The following is a 26383-nucleotide window of genomic DNA, read 5'->3' as shown; positions in this document are numbered from 1 at the left end:
TCAATTAAACACTAGAGAGAAGAGAACAGGGGAAAGATGCTCTGAAATCACTAATGACTCATTAACAATTTTAGAAACTTTCTAATTAATCCTATAGTGACCCCAGGTAATTCCAACTGTGGGGTTAAACCCACATCCTCTAATTCTTGAAAAATTTTAACCGCTTCTGGATTGAGTGCCGCTAAACGTTTGCCAATTTCAGGCCCGGTAAACTGGGATTTTTGTCCCCAAATCATCGCTGTGGGGGTTTTTAACTGAGTTATATATCGAGATAAATCAAAACATAAGTCTCCGCGCACAAACGACAGCGCGGCATATTCTGCGTTAGGTTGTTGGGCCGATTTTAAATAGGCTTCTACTATTTCCGGATAAATGCGCTCAGGCCGTGCAAATTGACGAGTTTGTAAGAAATTGAGAATCCCGCCAGAAGTAGCGACTCCTGCACTATAGATAAATTTATCTAGAATCGGCGTTTTGACGATCTGAGCAAAAATGCTGCGGGTGTAATCTTCGCCAAAATCTGATAAACCGGCAGGAGTGGTCAAAATGAGACATTTAAATAACTCAGGACGTTCAATCGCCGCCCGGATCGTTAACGCCGCCGTCAGAGAAGAAGCTACCACCGCCACCGACTCGGAGGGGGAATTAACGGTATTGTCAATAAACTCAATGATGGTGCTGATGTAATCTTCGGGTGTGTAATTACGTTGTGGATGCTGAGAACGTCCCCATCCGATCAAATCTGCTGCTAATACCCGATAATCGCTGGCAAACGCCGGATAGACTTGGGACCATTCATAAGCTGAAGAACCCCCCCCAAAACCATGTAAAAAAATTAAGGTGGGTAATTCTTCGGCATTTTGCTCTGTTTCGGAGTACCAGGGGGATTTAGTGGGAGTATAGTACACCATTGTCCCGAGAGAGGTGAGGACAGATTGGGTTTCTACGCCGATGGGTTCAATCATTTTTTTAGGCTCAAATTTAATCCACTGTTATTTTAATCATTTCTTTCTAGCTCAAGCTTAATATCTTAAAAAAACCTAAATTATTTAACGGGCATTTGTTTTCAAATATACAAATATTATTCCCTAAGATTAACAATTTTCAAGAAAAATTTAACAATTCTATCTGAGTTTACTATTTAGAATTTATCTATAGGATAATTAATGATTGTCAAAAAAATGTAATGGTTTTTAATAAGATTAAGCAAAAGTTATTAACTGATGTTTTGCCATCTCTAATAACGAGTTTAGGCATAGTTTTAGTGATTCTAACCCCCAAGCCGGCTCTCAGTGCAGAACGTCTCTATTTAATTTATGGACCTTTTAAATTTTCTCTGTCTGTAGAATCATTAGAAATCTATGCCAAAGAAGGAAAAATCACCAAAGAATTTGCTTTTTATGCTAGTCACATGGATAAAGCAAGCTTGCTGAATCTTCGTCAAACTTTGCAACAAACTCATAAAATTGACGGGGTTCAGTTTTCCCGTTTATTGCGAACTCCCATCATGGAAGATATGTTAAAAAGTATGGGAGACATTTTTAGTACCCATTATGGGTATAACGGATTTTATGCCATTCGGAGCGCTTTAATTTTAGCCGCTTTCAATCAAACTCAAGATGGCTGGACAGCGATTGATATCATGCGATATTTTCCCACAGACGCAGTGTGGATTGATTTAAAATCAATGGCAAAATTAATGAAAAATGGGGGATTAAGTTCACCCAATTAATGAAAGTTTAATCAATAAGAGATAAAAGCCATGAAAAGACGAGAATTTTTGCTTAGTACGCTGGCCGCGTTGGTGGCGGTGGAAACTCATCCCTGGAGAACCAATGCTCAATCAGTTTATAAATCCTCAAAAAAATACCCTGCTTGGAAAAGTAATAATATTTTTCTGCAAGGAATTAACGCACCAGTTTTTGAGGAAGTCGATGTAGATAAAGTAAAAATTACCGGTCAAATTCCGCCCGATTTAGAGGGGATGTATGTCCGTAATGGCCCTAACCCGATGTATAAACCCACTACCTATAATTTTCCCTTAGAAGGGGACGGAATGCTGCACGCATTTTATTTTGAAAATGGAAAAGTGAGCTATCGAAATCGTTGGGTACAAACGCGAGAGTTAGCTTATAAAATGTTTGAAGGAAAAGAAATTAATGAATTAAAATTTCATAATGCGGCTAATACCAATGTTATTGCTTATCAAGGTCAACTTTTAGCCTTATATGAAATTGGATTACCCTATCAAATTACCCCTGAATTAGAAACGGTTGGAGTCTGGGATTTTGGGGGGAAATTAGAACAATCGATGACCGCTCATCCTAAAATTGATTCTCAGACAGGAGAATTACATTTTTATCGTTATTCCTTCTTTAATGCTCCTTACTTACATTATTATGTCGCTAATTCCCAAGGAAAAATAATTAGAACTGTCCCCATTGAAATTCCTCAACCGGTTTTGTTGCATGATATGGCCATAACCGAAAATCATGTCATTTTCTTTGTTTGTCCTTTGGGATTTGATTTTCAACAAGCAAAAAACACTTATAACCCCTTGAAATGGCAACCTGAACGAGGGACAAAAATTATCTTAATTAACCGTAAAAATTGGAAACAATCGCCAATAGTGATTGAAACTGAGGCATTTTGGGTTTGGCACTTTATGAATGCTTTTGAAGAAGAGGGAAATATTTCTGTGGATTTTGTTTATTATCCCTCTATGCAATTAGACGGTTCTGTGGAAGCGATGATGGCTAACTCTTGCAACTTTCAGCGATTGGTGATTAATTTAGCCCAAAAAACCGTTAAATCTTCTGCGTTAGATGATAGAAATGTTGAGTTTCCGATTTTAGATTCAAGACAATTAGGGAAAAAATATCAATTTGGCTATACTGTTTATCTCGATAAACAAGAAATGTTAGAAAACAAAAAGCCGAATTATTTTAGCCAATTGGTTCAATATGATGTGATTAATAAAACTAGCAAAGTACATCAATTGAAAGCCGGTTGTTATGTAGGAGAACCCGCTTTTGCCGCCAAAGAAAACGGCACTTCAGAATTAGATGGATATGTACTGACTTTAGTGTATGACGAAAACAAGCAAACCAGTGATTTATTAATTTTAGACCCCGCTAACTTCGATAAAGAACCCATCGCTACCGTGCATTTACCCGTTCGGGTTCCTAATGGATTTCATGGCAACTGGATCTCTAAAAAACAGATAGGATAAAAAATCAACTTATCTCAATGATATTTAACCGCCCAATCGTGCATCGTCTCTAAAATAGGTTGTAAACTTTCCCCTAGAGGAGTCAGCGAATACTCCACTTTAGGCGGAATTTGAGGATAAACTTTTCTGTCAATAATTCCATCAGCTTCTAATTCTCGTAATTGTTGAGTTAAAATTTTTTGGGTAATGCCGCTTAAGGCTTTTTGCAGTTCTCCAAACCGCTTAACCCCGTCAAATAATTCTCGCAAAATTAAAATTTTCCAGCGACCACTAAGGGCCTGTAGCGTTTTTTCGGCGGGACAAGATGTTTTAGGGGGAAATTTAGGAGCGGCTGTCATAGTATCCTCTGGGTAACTAACTGACTAAAAAGTGCGTACTTCCCATTCTAAAAGAAATTGTTTAAAGTAAAAACAAACAGAGAATTAATCGAAAGGGAAAAAACATGATTACTATTCGTAGCTCCGAAAAAAGAGGATATGCCGATTATCGATGGTTAAAAAGTTACCATACCTTTTCTTTTGCCAACTATTACGACCCAGATTACATGGGGTTTAGAAGTTTACGAGTCATTAATGAAGACCGGGTGATAGGGGGTGCCGGCTTTGACACTCACGGACATCGAGATATGGAAATCCTGACTTATGTTCTAGAGGGAGAATTAGAACATAAAGATAGCATGGGAAATGGTTCCATCATTAGACCTGGAGAAGTTCAGCGCATGAGCGCAGGCACAGGAATTTTACATAGTGAATATAATCATTCTAAAAGCACTCCTGTGCATTTTTTCCAAATTTGGATTATTCCCCGTGAAAAAGGCTTACCCCCCAGTTATGAACAGAAAAAAATTGACTTAGACAAAACACCAGGAGAATTACAACTCATTGCCGCACCAGATAGCAGTAAAGGAGTTATCACGATTCATCAAGATGTACAATTATATGCCGCCAAACTCCTCAAAAACCAAGATCTAACCTATAGAGTGCCCTTAGAGCGTCATCTGTGGCTTCAAGTGGCTAAAGGAGAAATTGATCTTAATGGTATGATCTTACATACCGGTGATGGAGCAGCTATCAGCGAAGAAACAAAGTTAACAATCAAGGCTCAAACTGAAGCAGAAATCCTCGTATTTGACCTCGCTTAACCCCCCAAAAGCCTCTAATCATGATCAAAATCTTTATCGTTCAAGCTCATCCAAAACCTTAAAACTTTAGTGGAGTTTTAACTCGTTTTGCTAAAGATACCCTAACCCGCCTGAAAATCCCTTAACATTACTTGTATTTTTGGCAAATTGACCCGGTGAAAAAATCCAGACTTAACGTAAAAACTCGTTTACAAACAACCAAACGCAAAAGCAATTTAAACCTTATCCTGTTATCCACGACAGGAATTTTATCTATTAGCCTAATATTTTACGGAATTTATTATATGCCTTGGCATTGGCAACTTTTTCTTAGATGGTTAGTGCGGGGGCCAGATGTCAGTTCTATTCCCGAAAGACTCTATCCAGAGTTAAATATTTTGTGCTACAGTGCCGATAAAAAGGGGAGAGTTAATGGCTATAAAGGTAGTAAAGAAATTGCTTATGCACTAGGAAATTTTGATTGTGAACGCTCTCCTGATGGACAATACTGGATTATTCAAGATACCTATTCTTTCGCGGTTCCAGGTGAAGCCGGTCCCGGCAGTCCACTAGCGATTTTCCTGGTATCAATGGTAGGAACCAACTACTCTTATCAAATACAAGGGATTGTCCCCATTTTGCCTCAATAAATCAAGAAGTCTATGGGAGATGTCCCTGTCTTTCACAGTGAAATTTATGAGTGGTCCATTCTTGCATATTGACATCAGCTAAAGGGGTGGTATGAAAGCAAGGTGGATGAATAACTTGACTCAAAACTGCCCAGATTAAACTGCGGGTAATATCCAAAACAGTTTTCAGATCATTTTCATTGTTGCCGGGAATTCCTTTTTCTTTCACTAAATCCATCTCCACAGCGATTCCCTGCGCTCCCAAATGAATTTGAGCTAACCACTTAGCACGCGGCAGATGGGAAGGGGAAGTAATCACTTTAACTTTATGAACTCCCCAATGCCGTAGAATGGGCACACTATAAAAAAAGTTCCCAAAAGTTGAATTAGCACATTTTTCTAAGATTACTTTATTGGATTGAGCCATATTTCGTTTAAAAAGTAACCAAATACAAGGATCTTTTGACCCAGTAGAGATAATCACAGGAATATTTGAATGCAGATGAGTGAGTCGAGCGGCATAAATTTCTCGTTGAATACTACCGCCGAGAACTAAAATACCATCTACCGGAGCCGACGAATTGAGAGGAAGTCTAACGGCTACATTAAAAAGTAAACTAATCACCATCAAGGCGATCCCAGCTATTAAAGCCAGTTTAAAAAATCTTTGTCGTTTTTTTTGAGCCAAACGACCAGTTAAATCAATTTTACGACGTTTCACCTTTCAACTCATTTAAAGAAATTACGATTTGTTAACAACCGACCACCAGCACAATACTTTCTTCTGATTTTAATTTAACTAATCGATCGCCTACACCATCTTTTCCCCAGATGCCCACTGATTCAGCAGACAGAATTAATCGTCGTTGTTGATTAGTTATTAAGGCAACTTTGCCGGAGGGTTGGTTTAAGACTATGCCGGCTAAATTATCCGTCTTGGTACTAAATTGTAGAGCCGTTGTGCCAATTTCTCCTAATTTGGTTATCCGTAAACTATTGACCGGTAAACGTTTTGCATATCCTAACTGAGTAATAAGCACTAAATAATCTTGCGCTTTTGTGGTGACACATCCAGCCAAATGTTCTCCATAGCGTAATCGTAAAGCTTGATTTCCTTGAGCATTACGCCCCATAAGACTGAGCAGTTCATCACTGATTTTAAAGCGCAGTATCCGTCCTCCTGTCGTAGCGATAGCGATTTCCTCGTCAACAGAACTTAAACAGACATAACTGAGTTCATCGGCATCTTTAAATTTAATCAGTGCTAATCCCCGATTTCCCAATTGATTCAACTCCGATAGCGGTAGGCGTTTAATTCGTCCTTGTTGACTCAATAAAATTAACTCATGGGTATTTTTTTCTTCAGGTAAAAAAAAGTAACCGACCACTTTTTCAGCTTTTTTTTGGGCAGCATTGGGTAAAAGACTCAACAAAGAACAAGCTTGACTATCTTTTGGGGGAATGTCCACCACTGAAATCGGATAAGCTTTTCCCTGATTAGTAATAACAATTAATAGCTCTTTTTGTGCAATCGCTTGCCGATAAATCGGAAAATCTTCCTCTTGCTTGAGTGAAGCAATAGAGTCAGTCGCCTGTACAGACGACTGCCAATAGATGTAACCTTGATAAGTAATGGTTAACAGGGCATCAGCCGGGGGAGTTTGAGGGGTAAAAAGCGTAAAGGAAGAATTTTGCCCCGATTGCTGAGCTTTTGGGGTGGCATTTTTCGGGGAGTCACTCGCTTTTTTAGCCGCGTTTTCCGTCTTGATGGGTTCATCGGTAACGGTGGGTAAAACCACTCGTTTTTTGCCTGGCGGCAGGGAATCTAGGATCTCAGGAGAAGACGAGGAAGGGGTTGAAAGGCAAGAGCGAATCCGAGTGCGACGTGGGTTAGCAAATTTCCGTTTAAGAGAGCGCAACTCTTTTTTAAGGGATTTCATCAGTTCATTGCGGTCATTTAATAAAGTTTGTAACTGATTAATCCGTTGTTCTAACTCTTGATACTCGGTGTCTAATTTTTGTTGTTCTAAACCCGTCAGACGACGCATAGGCATCGACAAAATCGAATCAGATTGTTCTTCAGAGAGATTAAACGCTTCGCTAAATCGTTGTTTAGCGGTAGTACCATCCGGAGAATTCCTGAGAATATCAATCACCCTGTCTAAATTTCTTAAAGCGATTAATAACCCAGAGAGCAAATGTAGCCGATGTTGGGCCTGAGCTAATTCATGGGAATATTGACGAATGAGGGTCTGTTCTCGAAACTTTAAGAACTCTTCTAATAGCTGTCGTAAAGATAGCTGACAAGGTTTATTCTCCACCAAGGCTAAGAGAATGGTGCCGAAATTAGTTTGTAGAGCCGTCTGTCTGTAAAGATTGTCTAAAATCTTTTGGGAATCAGTTTCTCGTTTAAGTTCGATCACCACCCGCATACCCAGGCGATCACTTTCATCACGGATATCGGCTATCCCCTCCAAACGGCCTTGATTAACCAACTCAGCCACTTTTTCAATCCAAGCTGACTTATTGACTTGATAGGGCAACTCAGTTACCACAATAGCCGTACGCTCTTTGGGTCGTCGCCCTTCTAAAGAAATCGTTTCTAGGTGAGTGACTCCGCGAATAGGAATAATCCCCTTGCTGGTACGATAGGCTTCGATAATTCCCTCAGTATCGATAATTTCTCCGCCGGTGGGAAAATCCGGACCCGGAATAATTTCCCACAATTGCCGGTCCTCAAGTTGAGGATGATCGATCAAAGCAATTAATCCATCGACAATCTCGCCCAAATTATGAGGGGGAATATTCGTGGCCATACCCACAGCGATCCCCGAACAGCCATTGAGTAATAATAGGGGCAACTGAGCCGGTAAGACGACGGGTTCTTGTTGGGAATTATCAAAATTGCTGGTAAAGTCTACAATCGCTTCACTAATATTGCCCAAAATCGCTTCGTGAGCAATGGGAGCTAGACGAGTTTCTGTGTAACGCATGGCGGCCGGCGGGTCATTATCCACACTGCCAAAATTCCCATGTCCAGCTAAGAGAGGGTAACGGGTAGAAAAGTCTTGTACCATCCTCACCAAAGCATCGTAAACAGCTTGATCGCCGTGAGGGTGATATTTTCCCAGTACGTCTCCCACTACCCGGGCGCATTTACGGTAAGGGCGATCAGGGGTTAACCCGAGTTCATACATCGCGTATAAAATCCGACGATGCACAGGTTTAAGTCCATCGCGCACGTCAGGTAATGCTCGTCCCACAATCACGCTCATGGCATATTCAAGATATGATCGTTCCATTTCCTGATGAAGTGCTGTGGGAATAATTTGACCAGTCGCTAACAAATCTAGCTGTCTTGCCATGAGTCTTTACTTTCCTAGTTTAATTGCGTCAATAAAGGAGATCATTTGTCCCCTACTTTAACCATACCCTCGTTTAGCCAGAAAGGTTTTAGGTGTTAGGTTGATGGGGTGAAAAATCTTGCTCATAATCTCAAGATACTTGATTTTTCTCTTTTTCTGGCTTATAAATAATTCTGTTTCCTGACCATCCACTCGTAGATTTTTAGATGACAACCGTTTTGATTGTAGAAGATGATCCGATCAATTTTCGGGTATTTGCCAAAATACTCACTAAGCGCGGCGGCTTAGAAATTAAAGGCAGCGAAGATGTTGAAGAAATTATGCGGATCGCCCAAGCCAGAGAAGCCGATATTATTTTAATGGATGTTTCTCTGTCCCACAGTATTTACCAAGGTAAAGCAGTGGATGGGATAAAAATTACTCAGATGCTTAAGTCAGACCCGACAACCGCCCATCTCCCCATAATTTTAGTGACAGCCCATGCGATGGAGGGTGATCGGGAGTATTTTCTGACTCAAAGTGGTGCTGATGGCTATATTTCCAAGCCCGTCATTGATCACCAACAGTTTATTAATCAGATTTTAGAAACCATTGCTAAAAGCCAAAACAACCCTTAAGCTGTGGGGGTTTATTGCTGACTATCCGACGAGGCTGCTTGAAGACGAGCGATCACCGCTTGCATTTGCGGGGTTTGTAAGAGCGTTTTCGTCGCACTTAGCAAACGTTCACCCCAGAGGTTTTCTTGCAGGAATTTTAAATCAGCATAACGACTATCAAGAGTTAGGGCGGCTTCTGCCATTTTTAGCCCTTCTTGTTGTCGTCCTTGGGCATAAGTAGCAACGGCAAGGGCTAATTGGGGTTCGGCTTGTTCCTTATCAATTGCCACTGCTGCTTGCCACTGTTTTATGGCTCCTGCGAGATCTCCCTGTTCATATTTGATTAGCCCCATATTGTTAATGGCCGGCCAAAACTTTTTGTCGACCGAGACGGCTTTTTGATATGCCTCCACCGCTTTAGGATATTTTTGTAATTTATAATAAGAATTTCCTAAATCAAACAGGGCTGCCGGGTTATCTGGCTTCAGTTTTAAGCCTTTGTCGATCTGAGCAATGGCTGTTTGATAATCTCCTCTTTGAAAATAGGCACTTCCTAGGGTAAAGAAAATTCCGGCTTCTTTTGGCTCTAAGGCCAGTGCCCGATTGAGGGCATCAATGCCTGCGTCGAATTCCTCTTGTTGAATATAGAGGGTCCCTAAGATAAACCAGGTTTGAAAATGTCCGGGCGCTAATTGAGTGGACAATTTAGCTCGAGAAAGAGCGGCTTCCGGTTGCTGAAAACGCACCAGTTGAATAGCATCTTCTGCGAGTTCCAAGCCTTGCTGCTCGATTTTTTCGGAGTCGAGTTTGGGACTATAAGGTAATAAAGCTTGTGCGAAGGCTGGCACTCCTTGACCCCACAAACCTAGACAAACCAGTATAGTGAATAATCGCTGATGTTTGGGCACAGTTTTGTTGATGAAAAAGTCCTAAGTTTTTAGTGTATCTGTATTTTAACGATTCGTCATTTTGACAGAGACTTGGTTCGGGAGTCAAGAGCGTTAGTATATATGATGATGGCTCGGGTTTTTGCCGCCTGTCACAACCCTTCGTTATCAGGTGCATCGTTTAACGAGGGCTTGCAGCAAGGCGAACATCAGCCGCAGTTCCCCTTCATCGGGAAGGAGTCGTTCTCGCCCTTATAAAATTTCTATAAGTACGCGCCAACTTATAGCCTCTGTCACTCCTCTTTAAACTTCATTAACTATTGTCAAGACCTAACTCTTATTGATAAAAAAGACAGATATCATTATGCCTTCTCAAAATCCGAATTCAAGCAAGATTTATCATGTTGACGGCAATTCCTCTTCCTCCAACCCCATAGAGAATAATCGGACTCCGGTTGTTTCTTTAAACCCTGAAGGCGGCAAGATTTATCAGGTTGATAGCCAACAGATGACGACACCAGAGGAGAATCACCGCAGTTCTCTGGCTCCATTACAGATAGATATTCCAAGTAAATCCAATCGTTCTCTGATCTGGATTCTCGCGCTGATGGTTGGCGGGCTATTAGGTTTGGGGGTTTATATCTATAAAATTGTTGAAAATCCCCTGCCTAAAAATGAACTGGCTCAATTAACCGAAGTGGCTCAACGCGAAAACCTTTCGGTGAAAATCGAGGCCAGTGGTACAGTAGAACCCATTCAAAGTGTTAACATTAGCCCGAAAAATCCGGGGCGTATGATTAAATTATTAGTGGATCAAGGGATGCCGGTTAAGCAAGGGCAAGTTCTAGCTGTGATGGAAAACGCCGAGATAGCGGCTCAAGGCTATCAAGCTGAAGCTCGTGTTCAAGAAGCCTTGGCGAACCTCAAAGCAGCCGAAGTGAAAATTCCTGGAGAAATCGCTCAAGCCAAAGCGCGTTTAGGTCAAGCCCAAGCCCGTTTAGCGGAAAATCTCGCTAATTTACAACGCTCCCAACAGAGTATCCCTAAAGATATTGAACAAGCTCAACAACAACTGCAAGCCATCGAATCTCGCTTTCAATTGGCCGAATCTCGGGTTAGACGAAAACAGGCTTTAGTAACGCAAGGAGCCATTACTCAGGATGAATTTGATAGTGTCCTCAATGATTATTTTAATGCTCTAGCCAATCGTCGAGAAGCTCAACAACGTCTTCAACAATTTGAAAACACTGCACAACCTCAAATTAATCAACTACAACAAAATATTCAAGAGTCACAAGCCGCCGTCGCTGAGGCGAAAATTGCCCTAGAACAACGGCAAAGAACGGCAGATGCAGAAATCGCTCAGTTAAAAGCTCAGGTGAATGCGGCTCGGGGCCAACTCGAACAAATTAAAATTCAATATAACGATACGATTATTCGCGCTCCTTTTGATGGGATTGTTACCCAAAGATATGCCACAGAGGGAGCCTTTGTTACCCCCACGACTTCAGCCTCTAGTACCGCTTCTGCCACTTCTACCTCAATTTTGGCCATGGCTAGGGGATTAAAAGTGGTGGCAAAAGTTCCTGAAGTCGATTTAAGTTTTCTGCAACTCGGTCAACCGGCTACTATTGTTGCTGATGCTTATCCGGATACTCTCTTTAAAGGACAAGTGGTTCGCATTGCCCCAGAAGCGATCGTTGAGCAAAATGTAACATCTTTTGAAGTTACTGTGGCGTTACTCCCTGGTCAAAACCGACTTTTGTCTAAAATGAATGTAGATGTCACTTTTTACGGGAAACCGTTACAGGATGCTTTAGTGGTTCCTACGGTGGCTATTGTTACTCAAAAAGGCAAAACCGGTGTTTATGTTCCTGATCAAGATAAGAAACCTAAGTTTCAACCGGTAGATATTGGACTGGTGGTGGATGATAAAACGCAAATTTTGTCAGGATTAACCCCAGGACAGCCAGTATTTATTGATTTACCTGAAAAGCCAAAAAACGAAACTGAAGATAAGTAACTGGGAAATCCTATTCATGCAAAAAAGACGGACTGTAAACCATTGGGATTTGACTTTACCGATTATCAAAAAAGCTCAAGAAAACCTTTTATCTCCCCAAGAGTTTTATCGTCTTTGTCAGCAGGTTAAAGATTTGCAAGGAATTGATAATTTATATTTTCTCCTGGCGGATTTGTCGGCAAAAAAATCCCTTGTAAAAACGGAAGAAATTTGCATTTTTTTTGATTATTTAGCCGAAAAAATTCAACAATCCTACCCCGAAAAATTCCCTGTAAAATTTTACTTAGAAAAAATCTTACTCAAGTTTAAAAAAGGATATTTATCGACTTTTCAAGCTAGAATTAAAATTAATCAAAGGAGAAAATTATGCCGAGAAAGAGTAACTCAGCTATCTGTAGAAGTGGTAGGAGAAGGAATGATTGGGCGAGTGGCTAAAGTCAGGCTCAATGAGGGAGAAGACCTAGCGTTTAAAGTTTTTTTTGATTCATCGTTAGTTTGGCAGCATGGATTTTGGGGAGAAATTCCTGTGGCTCTGTATTTACAAGCTCATCAAGTGACTAAAAACCTACCCCGATTTAAGTGCGCGGCTCAGACTTGGGCAGTTTGGGAATGGATTTATCCTGAAACTACCCCGGATTCCCGCCCCGGTATTACTTATGAAGAATTTGCTAAACAACAGGGATTAACCGCTTTAAATTATTTAAACCGTAATAACTATAATCCTTATGACATCCGCCTAGATTTGGGCGGTATCCAGAAAGAATATTTAGGCAGACGGTGGCATGATTTTGTTAACAGTATAAGATTTTATCATCAAAAAATTCGCCGAGAAGGATTGTTATTTTTTAAAAATTATTTGACGATAAACAATATTTTCTATTTTAGTTTGAGATTAATATTTTTAATTTTTGTCAATCCCATCAAAGCCAAATTTAGAAAAGGATTTAGACCTGAATGGACATTCTTGAAAGCCTCAAAATAGCGACCTCTACTCTGTTAGCCAATAAAATGCGTACAGGCTTGACGATGCTAGGTATTATCATTGGCAATGCTTCTGTTGTGGCGATGATTGGATTAGGACAGGGCACTAAACAACTGGCTGTAAAACAGATTGAAAGTCTTGGCCCGACCACTTTATTTGTGGTACCGGGTTCGGGAAAAACTCGTCAGAGAACCATAGAATTACCCAAGACATTAGTCCTAGCTGATGCCATGGCCATTGAATCACAAGTTCCTACAGTAGCAGCAGTGGCTCCTGAATTGAATCAACGATTAATGGTTGCCTTTTCTAATAGAAATATGTCTACTCAAGTGGTGGGAACTACGCCAGAATATACATCAATTAGAAAGTTTGACGTACAAATGGGCCGCTTTATTAATGAAATTGATATACAGCGTAATAAGCGAGTGGCTGTCTTGGGGGTAGAAGCCCTTAAACGCTTGTTTAACAATCAATCTCCTCTAGGAAAACAGATCCAAATTAAGAATCTTAGTTTTGAGGTGATTGGTGTTCTCGAAGAAAAGGGATCGTCTTTTGGACAAAATAATGATGATGTTGTGGTTATTCCTTTAGCAACGATGGCCAATCAGTTGATCGGAAAAACTTCCCCCTATGGTATCGCTGTTACCTGGATTAATGTGGCGGCTAAAGATGAAGAAAGCCTGCGAGCCGCTAAGTTTCAAATAGAAAATTTACTTCGCTTACGCCATAAAATTATTGATGAAGATGATTTTGCGGTTCAGGCTCCTAAACAATTTTTAGAAATTTTTAATAATATTATGAATGCTCTGACGATTCTGTTGGCGGCTATTGCGGGAATTTCTTTGGTGGTGGGCGGCATAGGGGTGATGAATATTATGCTATTTTCTGTGACAGAAAGAACTCAGGAAATCGGCTTGAGAAAAGCAATTGGAGCTAGAGAGCAAGATATTTTATTTCAATTTTTAATCGAAGCCATTCTTGTCTCTTCTAGCGGCGGCATTGTGGGTATTCTTTTGGGGGTCGGAATAATCTATTTAGTGGGAGCATTTTCTCCTTTATCTCCTGTGGTTTCCCCGGTTGCTATTGTTATTTCTCTTGGGGTTTCTAGTGGCATTGGACTATTTTTTGGCGTTGTTCCTGCTCAAAGAGCGGCTAAACTTGATCCCATTGTTGCCCTTAGAAGTGCCTAAAAAGTCCATCGGTAAAAGGCTCACATTTAATAGATAAATCCTTGCTCTGACTCAGTTTTAATTTTCATTGAGAATTGTGAATTCAAAACAGGGGTTAAATTTTCTCTAACCAGTCGTAAATTCTATTTAATTCTTCCAGGGTAATTAGACCATACTGCCAGAGAATCATCGGTAATGGGCCTTGCTTTTGTTGAACAGAGCGTTCGGCGATGGCGATTGAATCAGTCGATAAAGCTAATTCATCTTGTAAAAAGCGCACAAATCGAGAATAGGTAGGATTGGACATGGCATTTTTCCATCTTTAAGGTTAGATTTCATTGTGTAGTCAGAGATATACTGTTTTGAGTGGCAACAAGCCAGTCTGTAGACTGTCTACTAGAGTAGAAGTCTGTTTTTCAGAGTGGAAGATAATTGAGAAATTTCTCTTTTTGAGATCGTGGCTTGAGTCGCAGCCTACACCCTAACTATTGGCTTCGCTGTAGAAGGGCGAGTGCTGATGATCTGCCGAGAAGTCTCACTCCTCTGTCTGTTACTGCTTTAGGAGGTTGTAATCGCTTTTTAACCCCCATTGACATCTCGAGTTTTGAATTATACCAAATTTTTGATCTTCTTCAACAGTTAGTTTGGGGATTGATCCCGTAAAATAAGCCTAAACTCCTAAGAATTTATTGCCTAGTTTTTGGCCATGATGATGAAGCTTATTTTGGCAGTAGTCCACTGACTAGCTGACCTCTTTGGTTTTTGCTCGTATGTTCTGAGCAGGTGATGCCTTAGTTAATCTGATTGCTACCACGATAGAGCAACTTTAGCAAAGGCATTTAACTCTTATGTATTATAGAAGAGTCAGGTTCGGCTAGAGCCGCTTATCATACCAAAAGTAGATTTAAATCTGTCTTTTGATATACTATACAGAATTTTGCCATTAAAGTTAAGCGGCAAAGGTTTTATTTTGTTAAGAGTTGTAGAATAATTCTTAATAAAATTTTCCCACCTAATTAAGGGGTATTTAAAAACTCTAGGCTAACAGTATCACCCGGTTTTAACCCGAGTTCGGCTGCCCCGTCCTGCTGGCAGTTCAATAACTTGGTTAATTAAAGTAGCAGGTCCATAAACTGGACAGGGATCAGTCTTACAAGGAGGTACATTAGCGTAAATCGCTTGAATAGTCCCATTCTTTAAAAAAATCATATCTAAAGAAATACTCATATTTTTCATCCAAAAACTCGCATAACGGTCTTCAGAAAAGGGAAATAACATACCCCGATTTTTAGGAAGATCTGTTCTATACATTAATCCTAAAGCCTGTTGTTCTGGGGTGGCTGCAACTTCTAATTCAATGGTTTCACCCCGCATAATTGCCTTAGCAGTAATTGGTAGCATTTGTCCGGCAGAAGCATTAGATTGGGATCTCGAAGTTGTTCCCGTAGGCGGCATTAATTTTGATGAAGGGGTTGCTAGTGACTCTACTGATGGTGTAGAAGAACAACTGAACAACATCACGCCTAACAAGGCTATTAAAATCAGTTTTTGATTAACGATCATATTTTGTCAATTAAGTATTTTAGGTTTCCCGTAAAACATAGCCAACACCTCGAACCGTATGGATTAAACGTTTTTGACCTTCATTTTCCATTTTCAGCCGTAGATAACGGACATAGACTTCAATCACATTCGACTCTCCACTAAAATCAAAACCCCAGACATTTTCTAGGATTTGTTCTCGCGTCAGCACTTCCCGAGGATGAGACATCAAATATTTTAGCAATTCAAATTCTTTCATGGTCAAATCAATTTCTTTATCATTGATCAAAAGACGACGAGTAGCCAGATCTAGCACCACATCGGCGAAACGAAGTTGCTCTTTAACAGTGGATGTGGGTTGTAAATAGAAGTTTACTCTTTCTCGAAAGGCATCGGATTGATAAGACTTCAATAAATAATCATCCGCTCCCGCCTCTAAACAAGCGATGCGTTCTTCTACTGTTTCTTGATCCACCAGCATCAACAATAAAACCTGACTCCCCATTTTACGCAACTGACGACAGAATTTAACGCCGGCTTCTCCTGTACGTTTGCGATCTAAAACGATCATTGCTGGCTGCAACATTTCAAATTCTGAACGAGCCGTTTTAACATCGGCTACAACCACAGGGTGATAACCAGCTTGTTTTAAATCTAGAATAGCCCGTTGATTGAACGTTTCGTCGGTTTGAACAAATAATATACAAGGGGTTATGATAGAGGACATATTAGAAAACTATATTAAATTATTTTATATATAGCAGAAATTAGTAGTCAGGAGTCAGATAGGTTTGAGTTCGCGGCTGGCGTTTAATTAGCTGTAAGTTTTTTTAATTGTTGGTAATTCAATTTTCCCTGCTGATTACGAGGTAAACTTTTGACGGTGATCCACTGTTTCGGGATTTTATATTTACTAATTTTTTTTCCCAAAGCATTTTGAAGGGTTTCTGCGGAAATTTCGGCTGATAATGGCACATAAATTGCCGTCACTCTTTCTCCCCAATGAGGATCAGCTAAACCGATCACTGCCACATCTTTGACTAACCCAGTTTCTAAAAGTGCGGCTTCCACTTCGGACGGATAAACATTTTCTCCGCCGGTGATGATTTTTTGACTATTTCTTCCCAAAATATATAAATAGTTTTGGTTGTCAAATCTGCCCAGATCATCAGGATAAAAAAACTCATCTTGAAAAGATGCTTCAGCATAATATCCTAAAAAAAGTGACTCGGCTTTAATAGCAATTGTTCCCTCCTTTTGAGCCGATAAAGTCACCTGGGCATGAGGTAACACTTGACCACTGCTGTTATTTCCTTTGAGAAACTCTTCGGGTTTGAGGCTGACAACTTGTGAGGCTGTTTCGGTCATTCCGTAAGTAGGTGCTAATCTAATCTCAAATTTTCTGGCTTTTTCCAGTAAAGATGTCCAAGCCGCCGCCCCTCCCAATAGTACCGTAGAAAATTGAGATAACCAAAGGGGATTAGAGTCTAATAAAAATTGGAGTTGAGTAGGCACTAATGAAATAAAATAGTCTTGGCGATTGGCGGGTAACTCAGCTATCTGTTGTTTGAGGGTTTGATAAGAAAAAATATTGAAGTGACCTTCGGTCAAAAAAGAGCGTAAGAACTGCATTAGTCCACTTACATGATAAAGCGGCAAAATGCAAAAAGAGTTAATAAATTCCACCCCAAAATACTGATAAAATCCTTTTACGGAAGCGGTGAGAGTTTGCCAAGTATGAATAGCAAAGCGAATTTTGCCAGATGATCCCCCTGTGGGAATCATGATAGTATTTTGAAGAGATTGTCCTGAGATGAACCCCATAGCGGCAGGGGGGTTTTGCTTTTCCCGAGAACACTGTGAAATCGAATTTATTTCAGTTAATTTATCTTTATGGCTGGAGATGATTAAAGCCGGTTGAACCCATTCTAAAATTTGCTCGCATTCGTTTTGTTGCCAATGCGGGTTGCCCAGAAAAATAGGACACTTGGCGGCTACGGCGGCTAAAAAAGCGGTGAGAAAATTTAGAGGCTTTTCCTCAATTAAAAATATATTAGCCGGCTTTTCGGTTAAAAATTTTTGATAGTAGTTTTCGGTAAGAGTATAAAATTTATGGCTATCATATCCGATGAGCCACTCTTGTTGACAACGCTGTTTAAGATAACTTAAAAGTCCTTCTTCAGAGACATTAATCACTGATACTGATCCTCGATGAGCTATGATCTACTTTAAACCGGCTTGTTTTTTTATTTTAGTTTGAATGAAGCTGATCTGAACAAGTTTTTTGATGTGGCGCTCCCGACAAGGCAGCCTGTTGCAGAGGTTCTCTCTATTGTAGCCACTGCCGTGCAAAGAGCGCAAAGAAGAACGCTAAGATAAGAATTGTATTGATTTTAAAGCTGAACTGATAACCATAAATAGTCAGGTGCTATTCGGGCATTAACTTGAACTAAAGATAATAAAGCGTCTATTTTTTCGGCATTTAATCCTAGTGCTTGATGGTTGGCTCGGAGTCTTTCATCTCCTTTAATTTGAAAGAAAAGTTGCTGAATTTTAGCTCCATTAATTTCTGCTAAAAATTCATTAATTTTGCTGACGAGTTGAGCTTTAAAAAAATGTTCAAATCCAAATTCTACTAATTTTTTATACCACTTACCTCGTTGGCCGGTAATCTTCAACTCTGTTAGTTGTACTTTAAGGGTTTCATCAATAACGCTGGTTGAGAGTGCGGCTATTCCTACAGCCGTCAGTGAAATCCAGGGAGTATAATATTTTTTGCCGGTGAAGGGATTGATAAAAAGATATTGCCTAAACTTTCCTTTAGCTGTGCCATTAATCAACAATCCTCCTTCTTGAAATGAGGGTTCAAGGTCAAGATTGATGATTTGTAATTCGCTTTTTTTTTCATTTTCATCGGCAATTTTTTTGAGTTCAGTATTGAGGGGTTGTAAAAAGCAAAAGGCGGGAATACCAATCTCAAATATTTCTCCTTGTTGATCAATATTAATGGGAAATTGATCGATATTGCTCAAACATTCTGGGGGAATTTGCAGTCCGGAAGAGGTTTTTAAAACGTCAGTAACCTCTTTTTCAAGTTCTTCAATTACAGGCGAGTAGGGTTCAATGACTGAATCATTGGATTGACTAATTAGAGAGTTAGCTGTTTCTAGCTTTTTGTCTTCAGTTTCCACAAGTTCGGGAGATTCAAGGGCACAAGCTAGACACACCGAGGAGTTACCCCCTTGTTGAAGGCATTTTGCTAGTTCTGTTTCAATGGTTTTTTGATTGAATGAGTGGGGATCATAAGAAACGATGATCGAAGCAGTGGCGGGGCTAATCCGTACATCCCTGACTGCATTAAGAGACTTGATTGACTGTTGCAATTGCTCCCTATAGCCGCTATCTATTTTTAAACGAGGATATTTGAGCCGAATTCGTCCTGCAATCGCATGAATAACTTGATAATCCAGTTTGGCGATTTGATCTTGCATAATAACAAGCAGTGGGATTATAGGAATGTTTCTCAATCTATTGCTGATAGTAACGAGGTGGCAGGTCTTTCGCCTTTACTCAATGGTATATTTATCCTGTTGCTAGATCTATCTAAAGGTTAAAATTGATTTTCATGGTTAAGATTTATAACTATATTTGAAGAAATAAAAATTAGAGGTTACAGTGAAAATAACGATTAACCTGAGAGCCTTTATTGATCTGAAAAATACATGAAACGCTTCGTCCGTAAAAAACGCTCTCAACTGCTCTCTCATGCCTCTATATCCACTCCTTTAACGGGATCTCGTCGAGTGAGTAAAGAGGTAACTTCTCTACAGCCTAAAATCCAACTTGCCAAGCATTTAAGCCATAACCTAGCCAATATTTCTATTGTTAATCATTCTTCGCCCTCAGTCCAGCGTCAAGAAAACCAAGAGCAATTTGATTTAACTTATGGGACTTCATTGAGTGATCCAAAGCATCAAGGAAAAGAGTTAACCACTCCTAAAACGGTAAAAATTAATTATGATCAAGATTCTGAAGCCAAAAAGAGTTTTATAAGTGTGAAAGAGACGCGCTCTCTAGACCAAAATTTTGGCTTGATTCGAGGAAAAACCCCTAAATTTGAATCTCCCGAGGGACAAGTCCAAGGAATTATTGAATCTCCTAGTGAAGTGGTGGTCTTAGAAATTCAATCCCAGACGCTACAGACAACTTTTCAAGGGCAAACCCAACAGAAACAACGCTCATTCGCTCACGTGATCACCTATGAAGGAAAGGAATTTTGGGTAGATAAAAAACATATTACCCTACTCAGTTCACGAATTATCGAAAATGACTTGGTGGTAGGTAATCGCTTAGATAATCTTAAAAAAGACCCTCAAAAATACGGTCAAGTTTTAGCCGCACTAGAAAAGGCTTACGGGCTAAAAGTCAAAAATTTACTAGCAAATAAAAGCTTTACGGGCAATCAGTTAGAACTGATTCATAAAGCCCAAGAATTTCTCTTGAATTTTGAGAAACCCCAAGAGCCGAAGTTAGAAATTTCTAAAGAAGCGAGAGAAAACGGCGAAACAAAATTAAATGAAGATTTAATCAAAAGATTAGATTTATTTTACAAATTTTTATTTCAAGAAAGATTAATTACGGGAGCGCCCATTGGCGGCTATGGGGCGAGGTCTTCGAAAATAGCTCATTACAATGCTATGCGCTGGACTCTTGCGCCTAAAAGTGGGGCACTCGATTCAGCCGCCTCTCGCTTAAAATTTGCCCGTCAACTGATAGAAATTAATGGTCGAGATGATGATGGGAATCAGTGGGCAAATTCCAGTCAAGTACAACGCCTTAAAATGGCTCTACAACAAGTGGATGCTAAGGCGCAAGAGCAAGAGATCTCATCAGTAATTACAGAAATTCGCAACTCTATCAGACTCGCCACTGCTATTTGTGCTGAAGGATATGCTAAAAATGACTCTCGAAGAAAACCTAATATTCGCCCTGGCGGCATTAGTAATCATTGTGGTGGAGAAGCTTATGATGTGACTTTTCCCTTTGTTTTTAACTATTTCGATCCGATTATTGATGCGCTGGCTCTTATTTTTGGCTTACATCGACCCGTAAAAGATTATGCAAAAAGTCCGGAATATTGGCACTATGAACGATCTGGTATTATTTTAGATGAACGCTCAGACCCAGAAGAATTAATCGAAAAACCGGGTAATCAACAAGAAATTGATTAGTCATTAGTCATTAGTCATTGGTCATTAGTCAGAGCGTCATTCCCTCTAAATTGGCAAATGTAAAGTAAAACAGCTTCCCTGTCCTTCTTGAGAAACAAGAGTAATATCGCCACCATGAAGTTGAGCTAATTGGCGCGATAATGCTAAACCAAGTCCTGTTCCTTTATGTTTACGACTGAGATGATTTTTGATTTGTTGAAAAGGTTGGAAAAGTTTATTTTGATCTTCGGTTTTGATGCCAATACCTGTATCAATCACAGAAAAGTCTAGATAATCTTGCTTGCGTTCCACTTTAAGGGTAACTGAACCTTTTTCAGTAAATTTAATCGCATTGGTGAGTAAATTGACTAAAATTTGCTTGATTCGTCGTTGATCCGCTTTGCAGAAATCCACATCAGGAGCGATATCCAATTTGAGCGTTAGTTGTGATGCAACTGCCCGGACTTCTACCATAGCTAAAGCGGCTAAACAGACATCTTCTACTGCCATGGCCTCTAGAACAATTTCTTCTCGTTGAGCGGAGATTTTAGAAAGGTCCAAAAAATCATTGACCAGAGATAACATATATTGTCCCGAAGACACAATCACATCTACATATTGACTCTGTTTTGCATTGAGAGAACCATAGATTTGTTCGTGCAGAATTTGGGAAAAGCTAAGAATACCGGTCAAGGGACTTCGCAATTCATGAATAGTATGATCTAAAAATTCGCTGGTTTTCTTTTTGGCAAATTCTAGTTGCTGCTTTTGAGCTTCAAGTTTTTCGATTTGTTGAGTAAGCCACTGATCTTGATATTGCAGATGATGTATAGCGAGTGCGGTTTGTTGAGCAATGTCACTGAGGGTTTCTAATTCTTCTCGCGTCCATGATAGTGTTGTTTGGATAGATTGTAAAACTAATACCCCAAAAAACTTTTCTCGAATGTGAACAGGTACACTAACTAAGACTCCAGGCTGAACGGATCGGGTTTCTAAATTGAGAAATGTGGCTTGCACGGTGGGCATAGTTTGCCAATGGTTAGAATAATTATCTAGCTCTTTTTTACAAGAATTATCTAATAACGCTATCCACTCATCAAGCGCGATTTTTTTCGACTGTAAAGAAAAATTTGTCGGGTTAATTGTCCACTCTTGCTCTACTTTAAGCTCATTGGCTTCTAAACTCAATAATAAAACTTGCTCTACCTGATAGCTTTGTCCCACTAGCTTGAGAAGATCTTTTAAAATTATTTCTGGGTCTTGTTGAGAGTTCAGTTTTTCATTGATTTGCTTGATTAACTGTTGTTGCAATGATTGATGCTGGTATTGCTGAATGTAATAAATACTTAAAGCGCATTGATGAGCCAAATGTCGAATGATCGTAAATTCTTTTTCTGTCCATTGATGCTCATCCTGTTGATGAACTAGACAAAGTTCTCCTAAATAAGACTGTTGATAGTATAAGGGGATGATCAGTAATGAAGAGACTTGAGCTTGTTCAGCTAAGGTTGTTAGACTTAAAGGACAATCGGCTGTTGGTGTCCAGCTAATGAATTTTCGTTGTAGGAGATATGATTGATTTTTTTCAATCAACTGACAAGATAGTTTTAATAAACTGTTTAAATGAGGGTTATTATGGTTACCATAGCCAATTTTTCCTTTTTTTTCAGCATTCATCAATAGCAGAAGACTTTGAGTTACACCAAAAACTTCCTGAAAAACTTCAGTTGTGCTTTGGAGAACATTAGTCATTTTGCTGGCTTCTCTTACTGATTTTAGAAGCAAGTTTGAATCCCTCTGAAATATTGGCTGCTGAATTTGAACCACTTTAATTTTTAAGCCTGTTTGAATTAAAAGCCTACACTTATAACTTATCTAATTCCGAGCAAGATGAAAAGAGCTTGAAGCACCACTCCCACAGAATTAAAATTGGCGACGGGAAAAAATTATAATAGCGATGCCCAGTAATATTGCGGTATAAAGGATTGCATAGAGGGCATCACTTAATAATAGCGATCCATTGGGCCAAATTCCATAAGCCACTTCATTTCTTAAGTTTAATCGTTCTAAATCTGGCAAAATTAGATATAGGTTGCGGGTAAGGGCTTCAAGATTCGTATTTTTACTAATTTGGCCGAGTTTTAGCAAATCTGTACTCAGATGACCCATTAAATAAATTCCTAAACTTAAGAGAGTCGCTAGGATGGAACTGGTAAATACCCCAAAAGCGATCGCTACTGCTGTTAGTAAAGCCAATTCTAAAAGTAGATAGAGTTGAGAAAGTAGCAGCAGTCCTGGAGAATAGTTAATCTTAGAGCCATAGAGTAGTAGCAAAAAAATCCCACTCATCACTGTGAGCATCACCGCTAAAACAGCACATAAACCCAGGTGTTTACCAATAATAAATTCTGTGCGGCTTATGGGTTTAGGAATCAGCACTAGAACCGTTCGTTTTTCTATTTCCTTATTGATCAGTCCTGTGCCTACAAAAATTGCTACAATTGCCCCTAAAATTCCCATAATTCCTAGTCCCAAATCTAGAAAAATTTTTTCATGAGTTCCTAGAGAAATATTGGGGAGTAATTTGAGGGCAAACAGTAAAATCAGAGCGAAAAAACCGATAAAGTATAAGATCCGATCTCGGATGACTTCTCGAAATCCATTGGCAGCGATTGCCCAAATTCTGGCTAAACTCATAGAGATCTAGCAAAGTTGTTACTAAAGGCAAAGTGCTTACTTTCCTTTAAGTATAAGTTAATTTAAGAGAACATAAGGGGTACCAGTTACAAAATATAACTTTAACTAGGGGTTTACCGCACAGAAGTGATTGACGATGCCTGATTTATGTATTTTCGTCTATTTACATCTGTTGATTTGGCTTTAAGTACCTGGACATCAATAATACTCACGCAAGGGAGAGCGAAATGTTTTACGTCTGAAACCCTTGTCAGAGTGCAAGAGTGCATGAGTGCTATAACTACTCTTGTCCAGATACTTAGCTGTTAAGCGTTGATAATTTTAGGCAAAAAGCCGGTCTTCCCAAAAATCTTCACAGCCAACCTGTTTAACTTCTTTTAAGCCTAAACTTTCTAAATACATAATCCAAGCTTCCGGCGAATCTTCTTCAAGAGGTAACAAGCCCAATGCCCTGGCCACATCAGCTATCCAGGGAAGCGTATGAATTCGATAGCCTTGCCAATTAGTATCTACACAGAGCCAATCTGGAACTTGACGTTCATTTAATGTCGAGGATTGTTTATAATTGGCTCTAAAACAATAAATGTTTCCTTTTTTTGTCATTGTTGATCCTAACTGTAATTACCTTCTCTAGATGTAGAGAGGAAGCGATAATATCATCATACTCGGCTATCCCATACCCAAAATTTAGATGAGGGGGGCAGCCATACAATAATAATTAACGCCATTCCTTTAAGGGCAGCGATCTTTAAGAAATTTTTTCGATTTTACTGGGGTTTGTCTAGGTTTCATCAAATTGGGAACCAATCTTGTTCTATTTGTTCTACGCTATAAGGGCAATCATCCGGAAAGTCCCAGTCTAAAAGACCTGTCTCATTGCTGGCTTGTGCCCTAGCACGACGATACATTTTATCAAGCTCTTGCCAATACCTGACTCAACTCGGAGCATCTTCTAGATACTTTTTTAAATGATTTCTTTCCCGTTTAATGATTATCTGCCAAGAACTGGAAGGCTTTTCGGGTTGATACTCCCATTTGAGTAAATGTTGAATAATAAGTTCAATTGAACTCATAAAGCGGTCCCGTTCTCGCTTTCCCAAGTCTAATATTTCCTCGATAATATTTTCTAAGTCTAATTCACTGTAGCGACCTGAACGGAGTAATGCGGCTTGTTGCTCAGACCAAACTAAGATGTCTTTTTGGTAAAGACTGCTAGAATTATTGCTCATTTTCCTGCAAGCCACTGAGCTATTATAGAGGTTTTTGGGCGAATTTGCTCTATGAGTTAAAATCTGCCTCGTCTATTCAGTTTGATTCCTAAAATTTGCCCCTATAAGCTGGTATTTTTCCCCGAGCTTATAGGGAACAAAAATTAATGAGAGGTTACATCTAAACCGATGGGACATTCGACTTTAGTGCCGCCTAATCCACAGTATCCATTAGGATTTTTAGCTAGATACTGTTGGTGATAAGATTCAGCGTAATAAAAGTCCGGCGCGTCCAGAATTTCGCTAGTAATTTGACCATACTTAGCCTTACTTAAAGCTTTTTGATACATATCCCGCGTCGACTCGGCTAATTTTTTTTGTTCTTCAGAAAATACATAAATTCCTGAACGGTATTGTGTCCCTACATCATTACCTTGCCGCATTCCTTGGGTAGGGTCATGACTTTCCCAAAAGACTTTTAACAGCGTTTCGTAACTGATGATTTTAGGGTCATAAACCACTAAAACTACCTCATTGTGTCCGGTTAAGCCGCTACAGACTTCTTCATAAGTTGGATTAGGAGTATAACCGCCAGCATAACCTACCGCAGTGCTATAGACTCCCTCTAACTGCCAAAATTTGCGTTCTGCGCCCCAGAAACATCCTAACCCAAAGATCGCCATTTCCATTCCTTCGGGAAACGGGGGTTTAAGGGGATGTCCATTAACATAATGGGCCGCCGGAACCGGCATTTCTTGTTTGCGTCCGGGTAAGGCTTCTTCTTTGGTCGGTAAACTTACTTTTTTCTTAAATCCGAATAAAACCATAGTCTGATCGTCCTCTAAATAAATCTCTTGCTAAACATTGTCTAAGATGACTAAGTTACAATGCAACCAGAGCTAGTTTTAAGTCCAGATGCTTGACAGTATACAAACCCAACTTTATTTTCTAGAACAATTTGCTAACCGTGTTGTTTCTGGCCAACTATCCCATCTTAGCTTGTTAAGCGTGGGAGTGATTTTTCTGGCCGGCTTAGTAACCAGCTTAACTCCCTGTATGTTATCGATGTTACCCATTACCATCGCTTACATCGGCACTTACCAGGATAAAGGACGACTACAGTCCACTATACAGTCGGTTTGGTTTTGTCTCGGGTTAGCCACGACTTTAGCCGCTTTGGGCATTTTTGCCGCTTCCCTTGGGCGAGTTTATGGACAAATTGGGATCGGATTGCCGATTTTTGTGAGTTTAATCGCTATTGTCATGGGATTAAACCTATTAGAGGTGATTTCTTTACCTTTTCCCTCTATCGGCGCTACTGACTGGATTAAAGACGATTTTCCGTCCGGGTTACGTTCTTATCTTTTAGGCTTAACTTTTGGCTTGGTGGCTTCTCCCTGTAGCACACCTGTATTGGCTACCTTACTCGCTTGGGTCGTCTCTACTCAAGATTTAATTTTGGGTGCAGGGCTGTTATTATCCTATACGGCTGGCTATGTGGTTCCCTTGATGATTGCCGGCAGCTTTACGGCTTCTCTTAAGCGGTTATTGGAGATGCGGCGCTGGTCAGGCTGGATTAATCCCGTTAGCGGCGTTTTATTGCTCAGTTTTGGGGTAATTTCTCTGTTATCTCGTCTCTCTATAGGTTAGGAGGGAACAGGCAACAGGCAACAGGGGAGGGAGAATCAGTTGATGAGGGTTTTTATTAATTTTTTGTGTAATT

At 39.8% G+C, this 26383-nt stretch carries 24 protein-coding genes and 2 pseudogenes; 11 read left to right on the top strand and 15 right to left on the bottom strand.

Going from position 1 to position 26383, the window contains the following annotated elements:
• Positions 1–50: 50 nt before the first annotated feature.
• A complete protein-coding gene (locus tag CYAN7822_RS22590; RefSeq protein ID WP_013324560.1) occupies positions 51–965 on the bottom strand; it encodes an alpha/beta fold hydrolase in 915 nt (304 codons plus the stop codon).
• 221 nt (positions 966–1186) lie between these two features.
• On the opposite strand from CYAN7822_RS22590, the gene CYAN7822_RS22585 reads away from it, so the two are divergent.
• Entirely contained in the window at positions 1187–1732 is a 546-nt protein-coding gene (locus CYAN7822_RS22585) for an alpha/beta hydrolase (protein ID WP_013324559.1), read from the top strand.
• Between the two features lie 30 nt (positions 1733–1762).
• The gene (locus CYAN7822_RS22580) at positions 1763–3232 is read left to right on the top strand and encodes a carotenoid oxygenase family protein (protein WP_013324558.1); all 1470 of its coding nucleotides are present in this window, start codon (positions 1763–1765) and stop codon (positions 3230–3232) included.
• A 14-nt stretch (positions 3233–3246) separates the two neighbouring features.
• Here CYAN7822_RS22580 and CYAN7822_RS22575 read toward each other — a convergent pair whose 3' ends face one another.
• Positions 3247–3570: a winged helix-turn-helix transcriptional regulator gene (locus tag CYAN7822_RS22575; RefSeq protein WP_013324557.1), complete on the bottom strand. Its 324-nt coding sequence runs from the start codon at positions 3568–3570 to the stop codon at positions 3247–3249.
• Between the two features lie 104 nt (positions 3571–3674).
• Between CYAN7822_RS22575 and CYAN7822_RS22570 the strand changes: the two genes are divergently transcribed.
• Together CYAN7822_RS22570 and CYAN7822_RS22565 are read left to right on the top strand one after the other, a co-directional pair.
• Entirely contained in the window at positions 3675–4373 is a 699-nt protein-coding gene (locus tag CYAN7822_RS22570; RefSeq protein ID WP_013324556.1) for a pirin family protein, read from the top strand.
• A gap of 284 nt (positions 4374–4657) precedes the next feature.
• Positions 4658–5002, top strand: a complete 345-nt coding sequence (locus CYAN7822_RS22565) for a hypothetical protein (RefSeq protein WP_013324555.1) — start codon at positions 4658–4660, stop codon at positions 5000–5002.
• A 10-nt stretch (positions 5003–5012) separates the two neighbouring features.
• Here the strand turns inward: CYAN7822_RS22565 and CYAN7822_RS22560 are convergent, their stop codons facing one another.
• Both CYAN7822_RS22560 and CYAN7822_RS22555 read right to left on the bottom strand, forming a co-directional pair.
• Positions 5013–5702: a YdcF family protein gene (locus tag CYAN7822_RS22560; protein WP_013324554.1), complete on the bottom strand. Its 690-nt coding sequence runs from the start codon at positions 5700–5702 to the stop codon at positions 5013–5015.
• Positions 5703–5733: 31 nt separating this feature from the next.
• Positions 5734–8346, bottom strand: a complete 2613-nt coding sequence (locus tag CYAN7822_RS22555) for a DNA gyrase/topoisomerase IV subunit A (RefSeq protein ID WP_013324553.1) — start codon at positions 8344–8346, stop codon at positions 5734–5736.
• 206 nt (positions 8347–8552) lie between these two features.
• On the opposite strand from CYAN7822_RS22555, the gene CYAN7822_RS22550 reads away from it, so the two are divergent.
• Positions 8553–8963 (top strand): response regulator, encoded by a 411-nt coding sequence (locus CYAN7822_RS22550; RefSeq protein WP_013324552.1) that lies wholly within the window; start codon positions 8553–8555, stop codon positions 8961–8963.
• An 11-nt stretch (positions 8964–8974) separates the two neighbouring features.
• Here the strand turns inward: CYAN7822_RS22550 and CYAN7822_RS22545 are convergent, their stop codons facing one another.
• Positions 8975–9850, bottom strand: coding sequence for a tetratricopeptide repeat protein (locus CYAN7822_RS22545; protein WP_013324551.1), 876 nt, complete (start codon positions 9848–9850; stop codon positions 8975–8977).
• 487 nt (positions 9851–10337) lie between these two features.
• Here CYAN7822_RS22545 and CYAN7822_RS22540 point away from each other — a divergent pair, with 487 nt between their 5' ends.
• The 3 genes from CYAN7822_RS22540 to CYAN7822_RS22530 are packed head-to-tail and all read left to right on the top strand — an operon-like array spanning position 10338 to position 14024.
• On the top strand, positions 10338–11852 hold the full coding sequence (locus CYAN7822_RS22540; protein WP_157871946.1) for an efflux RND transporter periplasmic adaptor subunit: 1515 nt from the start codon (positions 10338–10340) through the stop codon (positions 11850–11852).
• A gap of 16 nt (positions 11853–11868) precedes the next feature.
• Entirely contained in the window at positions 11869–12834 is a 966-nt protein-coding gene (locus tag CYAN7822_RS34800) for a hypothetical protein (RefSeq protein WP_013324549.1), read from the top strand.
• Positions 12807–14024 carry an ABC transporter permease gene (locus CYAN7822_RS22530; RefSeq protein ID WP_013324548.1) on the top strand — a complete coding sequence of 406 codons (1218 nt, stop codon included), beginning with the start codon at positions 12807–12809 and terminating at the stop codon, positions 14022–14024. The genes CYAN7822_RS34800 and CYAN7822_RS22530 overlap by 28 nt, the downstream gene beginning before the upstream one ends.
• A gap of 94 nt (positions 14025–14118) precedes the next feature.
• On the opposite strand, the gene CYAN7822_RS22525 is transcribed toward CYAN7822_RS22530, so the two are convergent.
• Positions 14119–14310: a DUF2949 domain-containing protein gene (locus tag CYAN7822_RS22525; protein ID WP_013324547.1), complete on the bottom strand. Its 192-nt coding sequence runs from the start codon at positions 14308–14310 to the stop codon at positions 14119–14121.
• A gap of 155 nt (positions 14311–14465) precedes the next feature.
• Between CYAN7822_RS22525 and CYAN7822_RS22520 the strand changes: the two genes are divergently transcribed.
• On the top strand, positions 14466–14666 hold the full coding sequence (locus tag CYAN7822_RS22520; RefSeq protein WP_041933353.1) for a hypothetical protein: 201 nt from the start codon (positions 14466–14468) through the stop codon (positions 14664–14666).
• A 353-nt stretch (positions 14667–15019) separates the two neighbouring features.
• Here CYAN7822_RS22520 and CYAN7822_RS22515 read toward each other — a convergent pair.
• From CYAN7822_RS22515 to CYAN7822_RS22500, 4 genes and pseudogenes are all read right to left on the bottom strand, one after another.
• A pseudogene (locus tag CYAN7822_RS22515) lies at positions 15020–15566 on the bottom strand (DUF192 domain-containing protein).
• Positions 15567–15585: 19 nt separating this feature from the next.
• Complete coding sequence (gene nblR, locus CYAN7822_RS22510; protein WP_013324545.1) at positions 15586–16272, bottom strand: response regulator transcription factor NblR; 687 nt, start codon at positions 16270–16272, stop codon at positions 15586–15588.
• An 83-nt stretch (positions 16273–16355) separates the two neighbouring features.
• The gene (locus CYAN7822_RS22505; protein ID WP_013324544.1) at positions 16356–17741 is read right to left on the bottom strand and encodes a 2-succinylbenzoate--CoA ligase; all 1386 of its coding nucleotides are present in this window, start codon (positions 17739–17741) and stop codon (positions 16356–16358) included.
• 197 nt (positions 17742–17938) lie between these two features.
• On the bottom strand, positions 17939–19036 hold the full coding sequence (locus CYAN7822_RS22500) for an HMA2 domain-containing protein (RefSeq protein WP_013324543.1): 1098 nt from the start codon (positions 19034–19036) through the stop codon (positions 17939–17941).
• Positions 19037–19267: 231 nt separating this feature from the next.
• Here CYAN7822_RS22500 and CYAN7822_RS22495 point away from each other — a divergent pair, with 231 nt between their 5' ends.
• Positions 19268–20776 carry a hypothetical protein gene (locus CYAN7822_RS22495; RefSeq protein WP_013324542.1) on the top strand — a complete coding sequence of 503 codons (1509 nt, stop codon included), beginning with the start codon at positions 19268–19270 and terminating at the stop codon, positions 20774–20776.
• Positions 20777–20821: 45 nt separating this feature from the next.
• Here the strand turns inward: CYAN7822_RS22495 and CYAN7822_RS22490 are convergent, their stop codons facing one another.
• The 5 genes and pseudogenes from CYAN7822_RS22490 to msrA all read right to left on the bottom strand — a co-directional run bounded on the left by CYAN7822_RS22490 (position 20822) and on the right by msrA (position 25487).
• A complete protein-coding gene (locus tag CYAN7822_RS22490) occupies positions 20822–22507 on the bottom strand; it encodes an ATP-binding protein (protein ID WP_013324541.1) in 1686 nt (561 codons plus the stop codon).
• 171 nt (positions 22508–22678) lie between these two features.
• Positions 22679–23452, bottom strand: coding sequence for an ABC transporter permease (locus CYAN7822_RS22485; RefSeq protein ID WP_013324540.1), 774 nt, complete (start codon positions 23450–23452; stop codon positions 22679–22681).
• 321 nt (positions 23453–23773) lie between these two features.
• Positions 23774–24055 (bottom strand): hypothetical protein, encoded by a 282-nt coding sequence (locus CYAN7822_RS22480; RefSeq protein ID WP_013324539.1) that lies wholly within the window; start codon positions 24053–24055, stop codon positions 23774–23776.
• Between the two features lie 188 nt (positions 24056–24243).
• Positions 24244–24681 (bottom strand): annotated as a pseudogene (locus tag CYAN7822_RS22475) (DUF29 domain-containing protein).
• 143 nt (positions 24682–24824) lie between these two features.
• Positions 24825–25487: a peptide-methionine (S)-S-oxide reductase MsrA gene (gene msrA, locus CYAN7822_RS22470; RefSeq protein ID WP_013324538.1), complete on the bottom strand. Its 663-nt coding sequence runs from the start codon at positions 25485–25487 to the stop codon at positions 24825–24827.
• Between the two features lie 88 nt (positions 25488–25575).
• On the opposite strand from msrA, the gene CYAN7822_RS22465 reads away from it, so the two are divergent.
• A complete protein-coding gene (locus tag CYAN7822_RS22465; RefSeq protein ID WP_013324537.1) occupies positions 25576–26310 on the top strand; it encodes a cytochrome c biogenesis protein CcdA in 735 nt (244 codons plus the stop codon).
• Positions 26311–26383 lie beyond the last annotated feature (73 nt).

It is taken from the genome of Gloeothece verrucosa PCC 7822, assembly GCF_000147335.1.
Classification (GTDB): Bacteria; Cyanobacteriota; Cyanobacteriia; order Cyanobacteriales; family Microcystaceae; genus Gloeothece; species Gloeothece verrucosa.
This window is presented reverse-complemented; position numbering and strand designations above follow the sequence as displayed.

Excerpts from the sequence above, each read along its gene's own strand:
- CYAN7822_RS22580 (WP_013324558.1), top strand. The coding sequence starts at position 1,763 with ATGAAAAGACGAGAATTTTTGCTTAGTACGCTGGCCGCGTTGGTGGCG.
- CYAN7822_RS22465 (WP_013324537.1), top strand. The coding sequence starts at position 25,576 with ATGCTTGACAGTATACAAACCCAACTTTATTTTCTAGAACAATTTGCT.
- msrA (WP_013324538.1), bottom strand. The coding sequence starts at position 25,487 with ATGGTTTTATTCGGATTTAAGAAAAAAGTAAGTTTACCGACCAAAGAA.
- CYAN7822_RS22490 (WP_013324541.1), bottom strand. The coding sequence starts at position 22,507 with ATGACTAATGTTCTCCAAAGCACAACTGAAGTTTTTCAGGAAGTTTTT.
- CYAN7822_RS22495 (WP_013324542.1), top strand. The coding sequence starts at position 19,268 with ATGAAACGCTTCGTCCGTAAAAAACGCTCTCAACTGCTCTCTCATGCC.
- CYAN7822_RS22530 (WP_013324548.1), top strand. The coding sequence starts at position 12,807 with ATGGACATTCTTGAAAGCCTCAAAATAGCGACCTCTACTCTGTTAGCC.
- CYAN7822_RS22550 (WP_013324552.1), top strand. The coding sequence starts at position 8,553 with ATGACAACCGTTTTGATTGTAGAAGATGATCCGATCAATTTTCGGGTA.
- CYAN7822_RS22555 (WP_013324553.1), bottom strand. The coding sequence starts at position 8,346 with ATGGCAAGACAGCTAGATTTGTTAGCGACTGGTCAAATTATTCCCACA.
- nblR (WP_013324545.1), bottom strand. The coding sequence starts at position 16,272 with ATGTCCTCTATCATAACCCCTTGTATATTATTTGTTCAAACCGACGAA.
- CYAN7822_RS22485 (WP_013324540.1), bottom strand. The coding sequence starts at position 23,452 with ATGAGTTTAGCCAGAATTTGGGCAATCGCTGCCAATGGATTTCGAGAA.
- CYAN7822_RS22585 (WP_013324559.1), top strand. The coding sequence starts at position 1,187 with ATGGTTTTTAATAAGATTAAGCAAAAGTTATTAACTGATGTTTTGCCA.
- CYAN7822_RS22525 (WP_013324547.1), bottom strand. The coding sequence starts at position 14,310 with ATGTCCAATCCTACCTATTCTCGATTTGTGCGCTTTTTACAAGATGAA.
- CYAN7822_RS22480 (WP_013324539.1), bottom strand. The coding sequence starts at position 24,055 with ATGACAAAAAAAGGAAACATTTATTGTTTTAGAGCCAATTATAAACAA.
- CYAN7822_RS22565 (WP_013324555.1), top strand. The coding sequence starts at position 4,658 with ATGCCTTGGCATTGGCAACTTTTTCTTAGATGGTTAGTGCGGGGGCCA.
- CYAN7822_RS22540 (WP_157871946.1), top strand. The coding sequence starts at position 10,338 with ATGACGACACCAGAGGAGAATCACCGCAGTTCTCTGGCTCCATTACAG.
- CYAN7822_RS34800 (WP_013324549.1), top strand. The coding sequence starts at position 11,869 with ATGCAAAAAAGACGGACTGTAAACCATTGGGATTTGACTTTACCGATT.
- CYAN7822_RS22575 (WP_013324557.1), bottom strand. The coding sequence starts at position 3,570 with ATGACAGCCGCTCCTAAATTTCCCCCTAAAACATCTTGTCCCGCCGAA.
- CYAN7822_RS22570 (WP_013324556.1), top strand. The coding sequence starts at position 3,675 with ATGATTACTATTCGTAGCTCCGAAAAAAGAGGATATGCCGATTATCGA.
- CYAN7822_RS22500 (WP_013324543.1), bottom strand. The coding sequence starts at position 19,036 with ATGCAAGATCAAATCGCCAAACTGGATTATCAAGTTATTCATGCGATT.
- CYAN7822_RS22590 (WP_013324560.1), bottom strand. The coding sequence starts at position 965 with ATGATTGAACCCATCGGCGTAGAAACCCAATCTGTCCTCACCTCTCTC.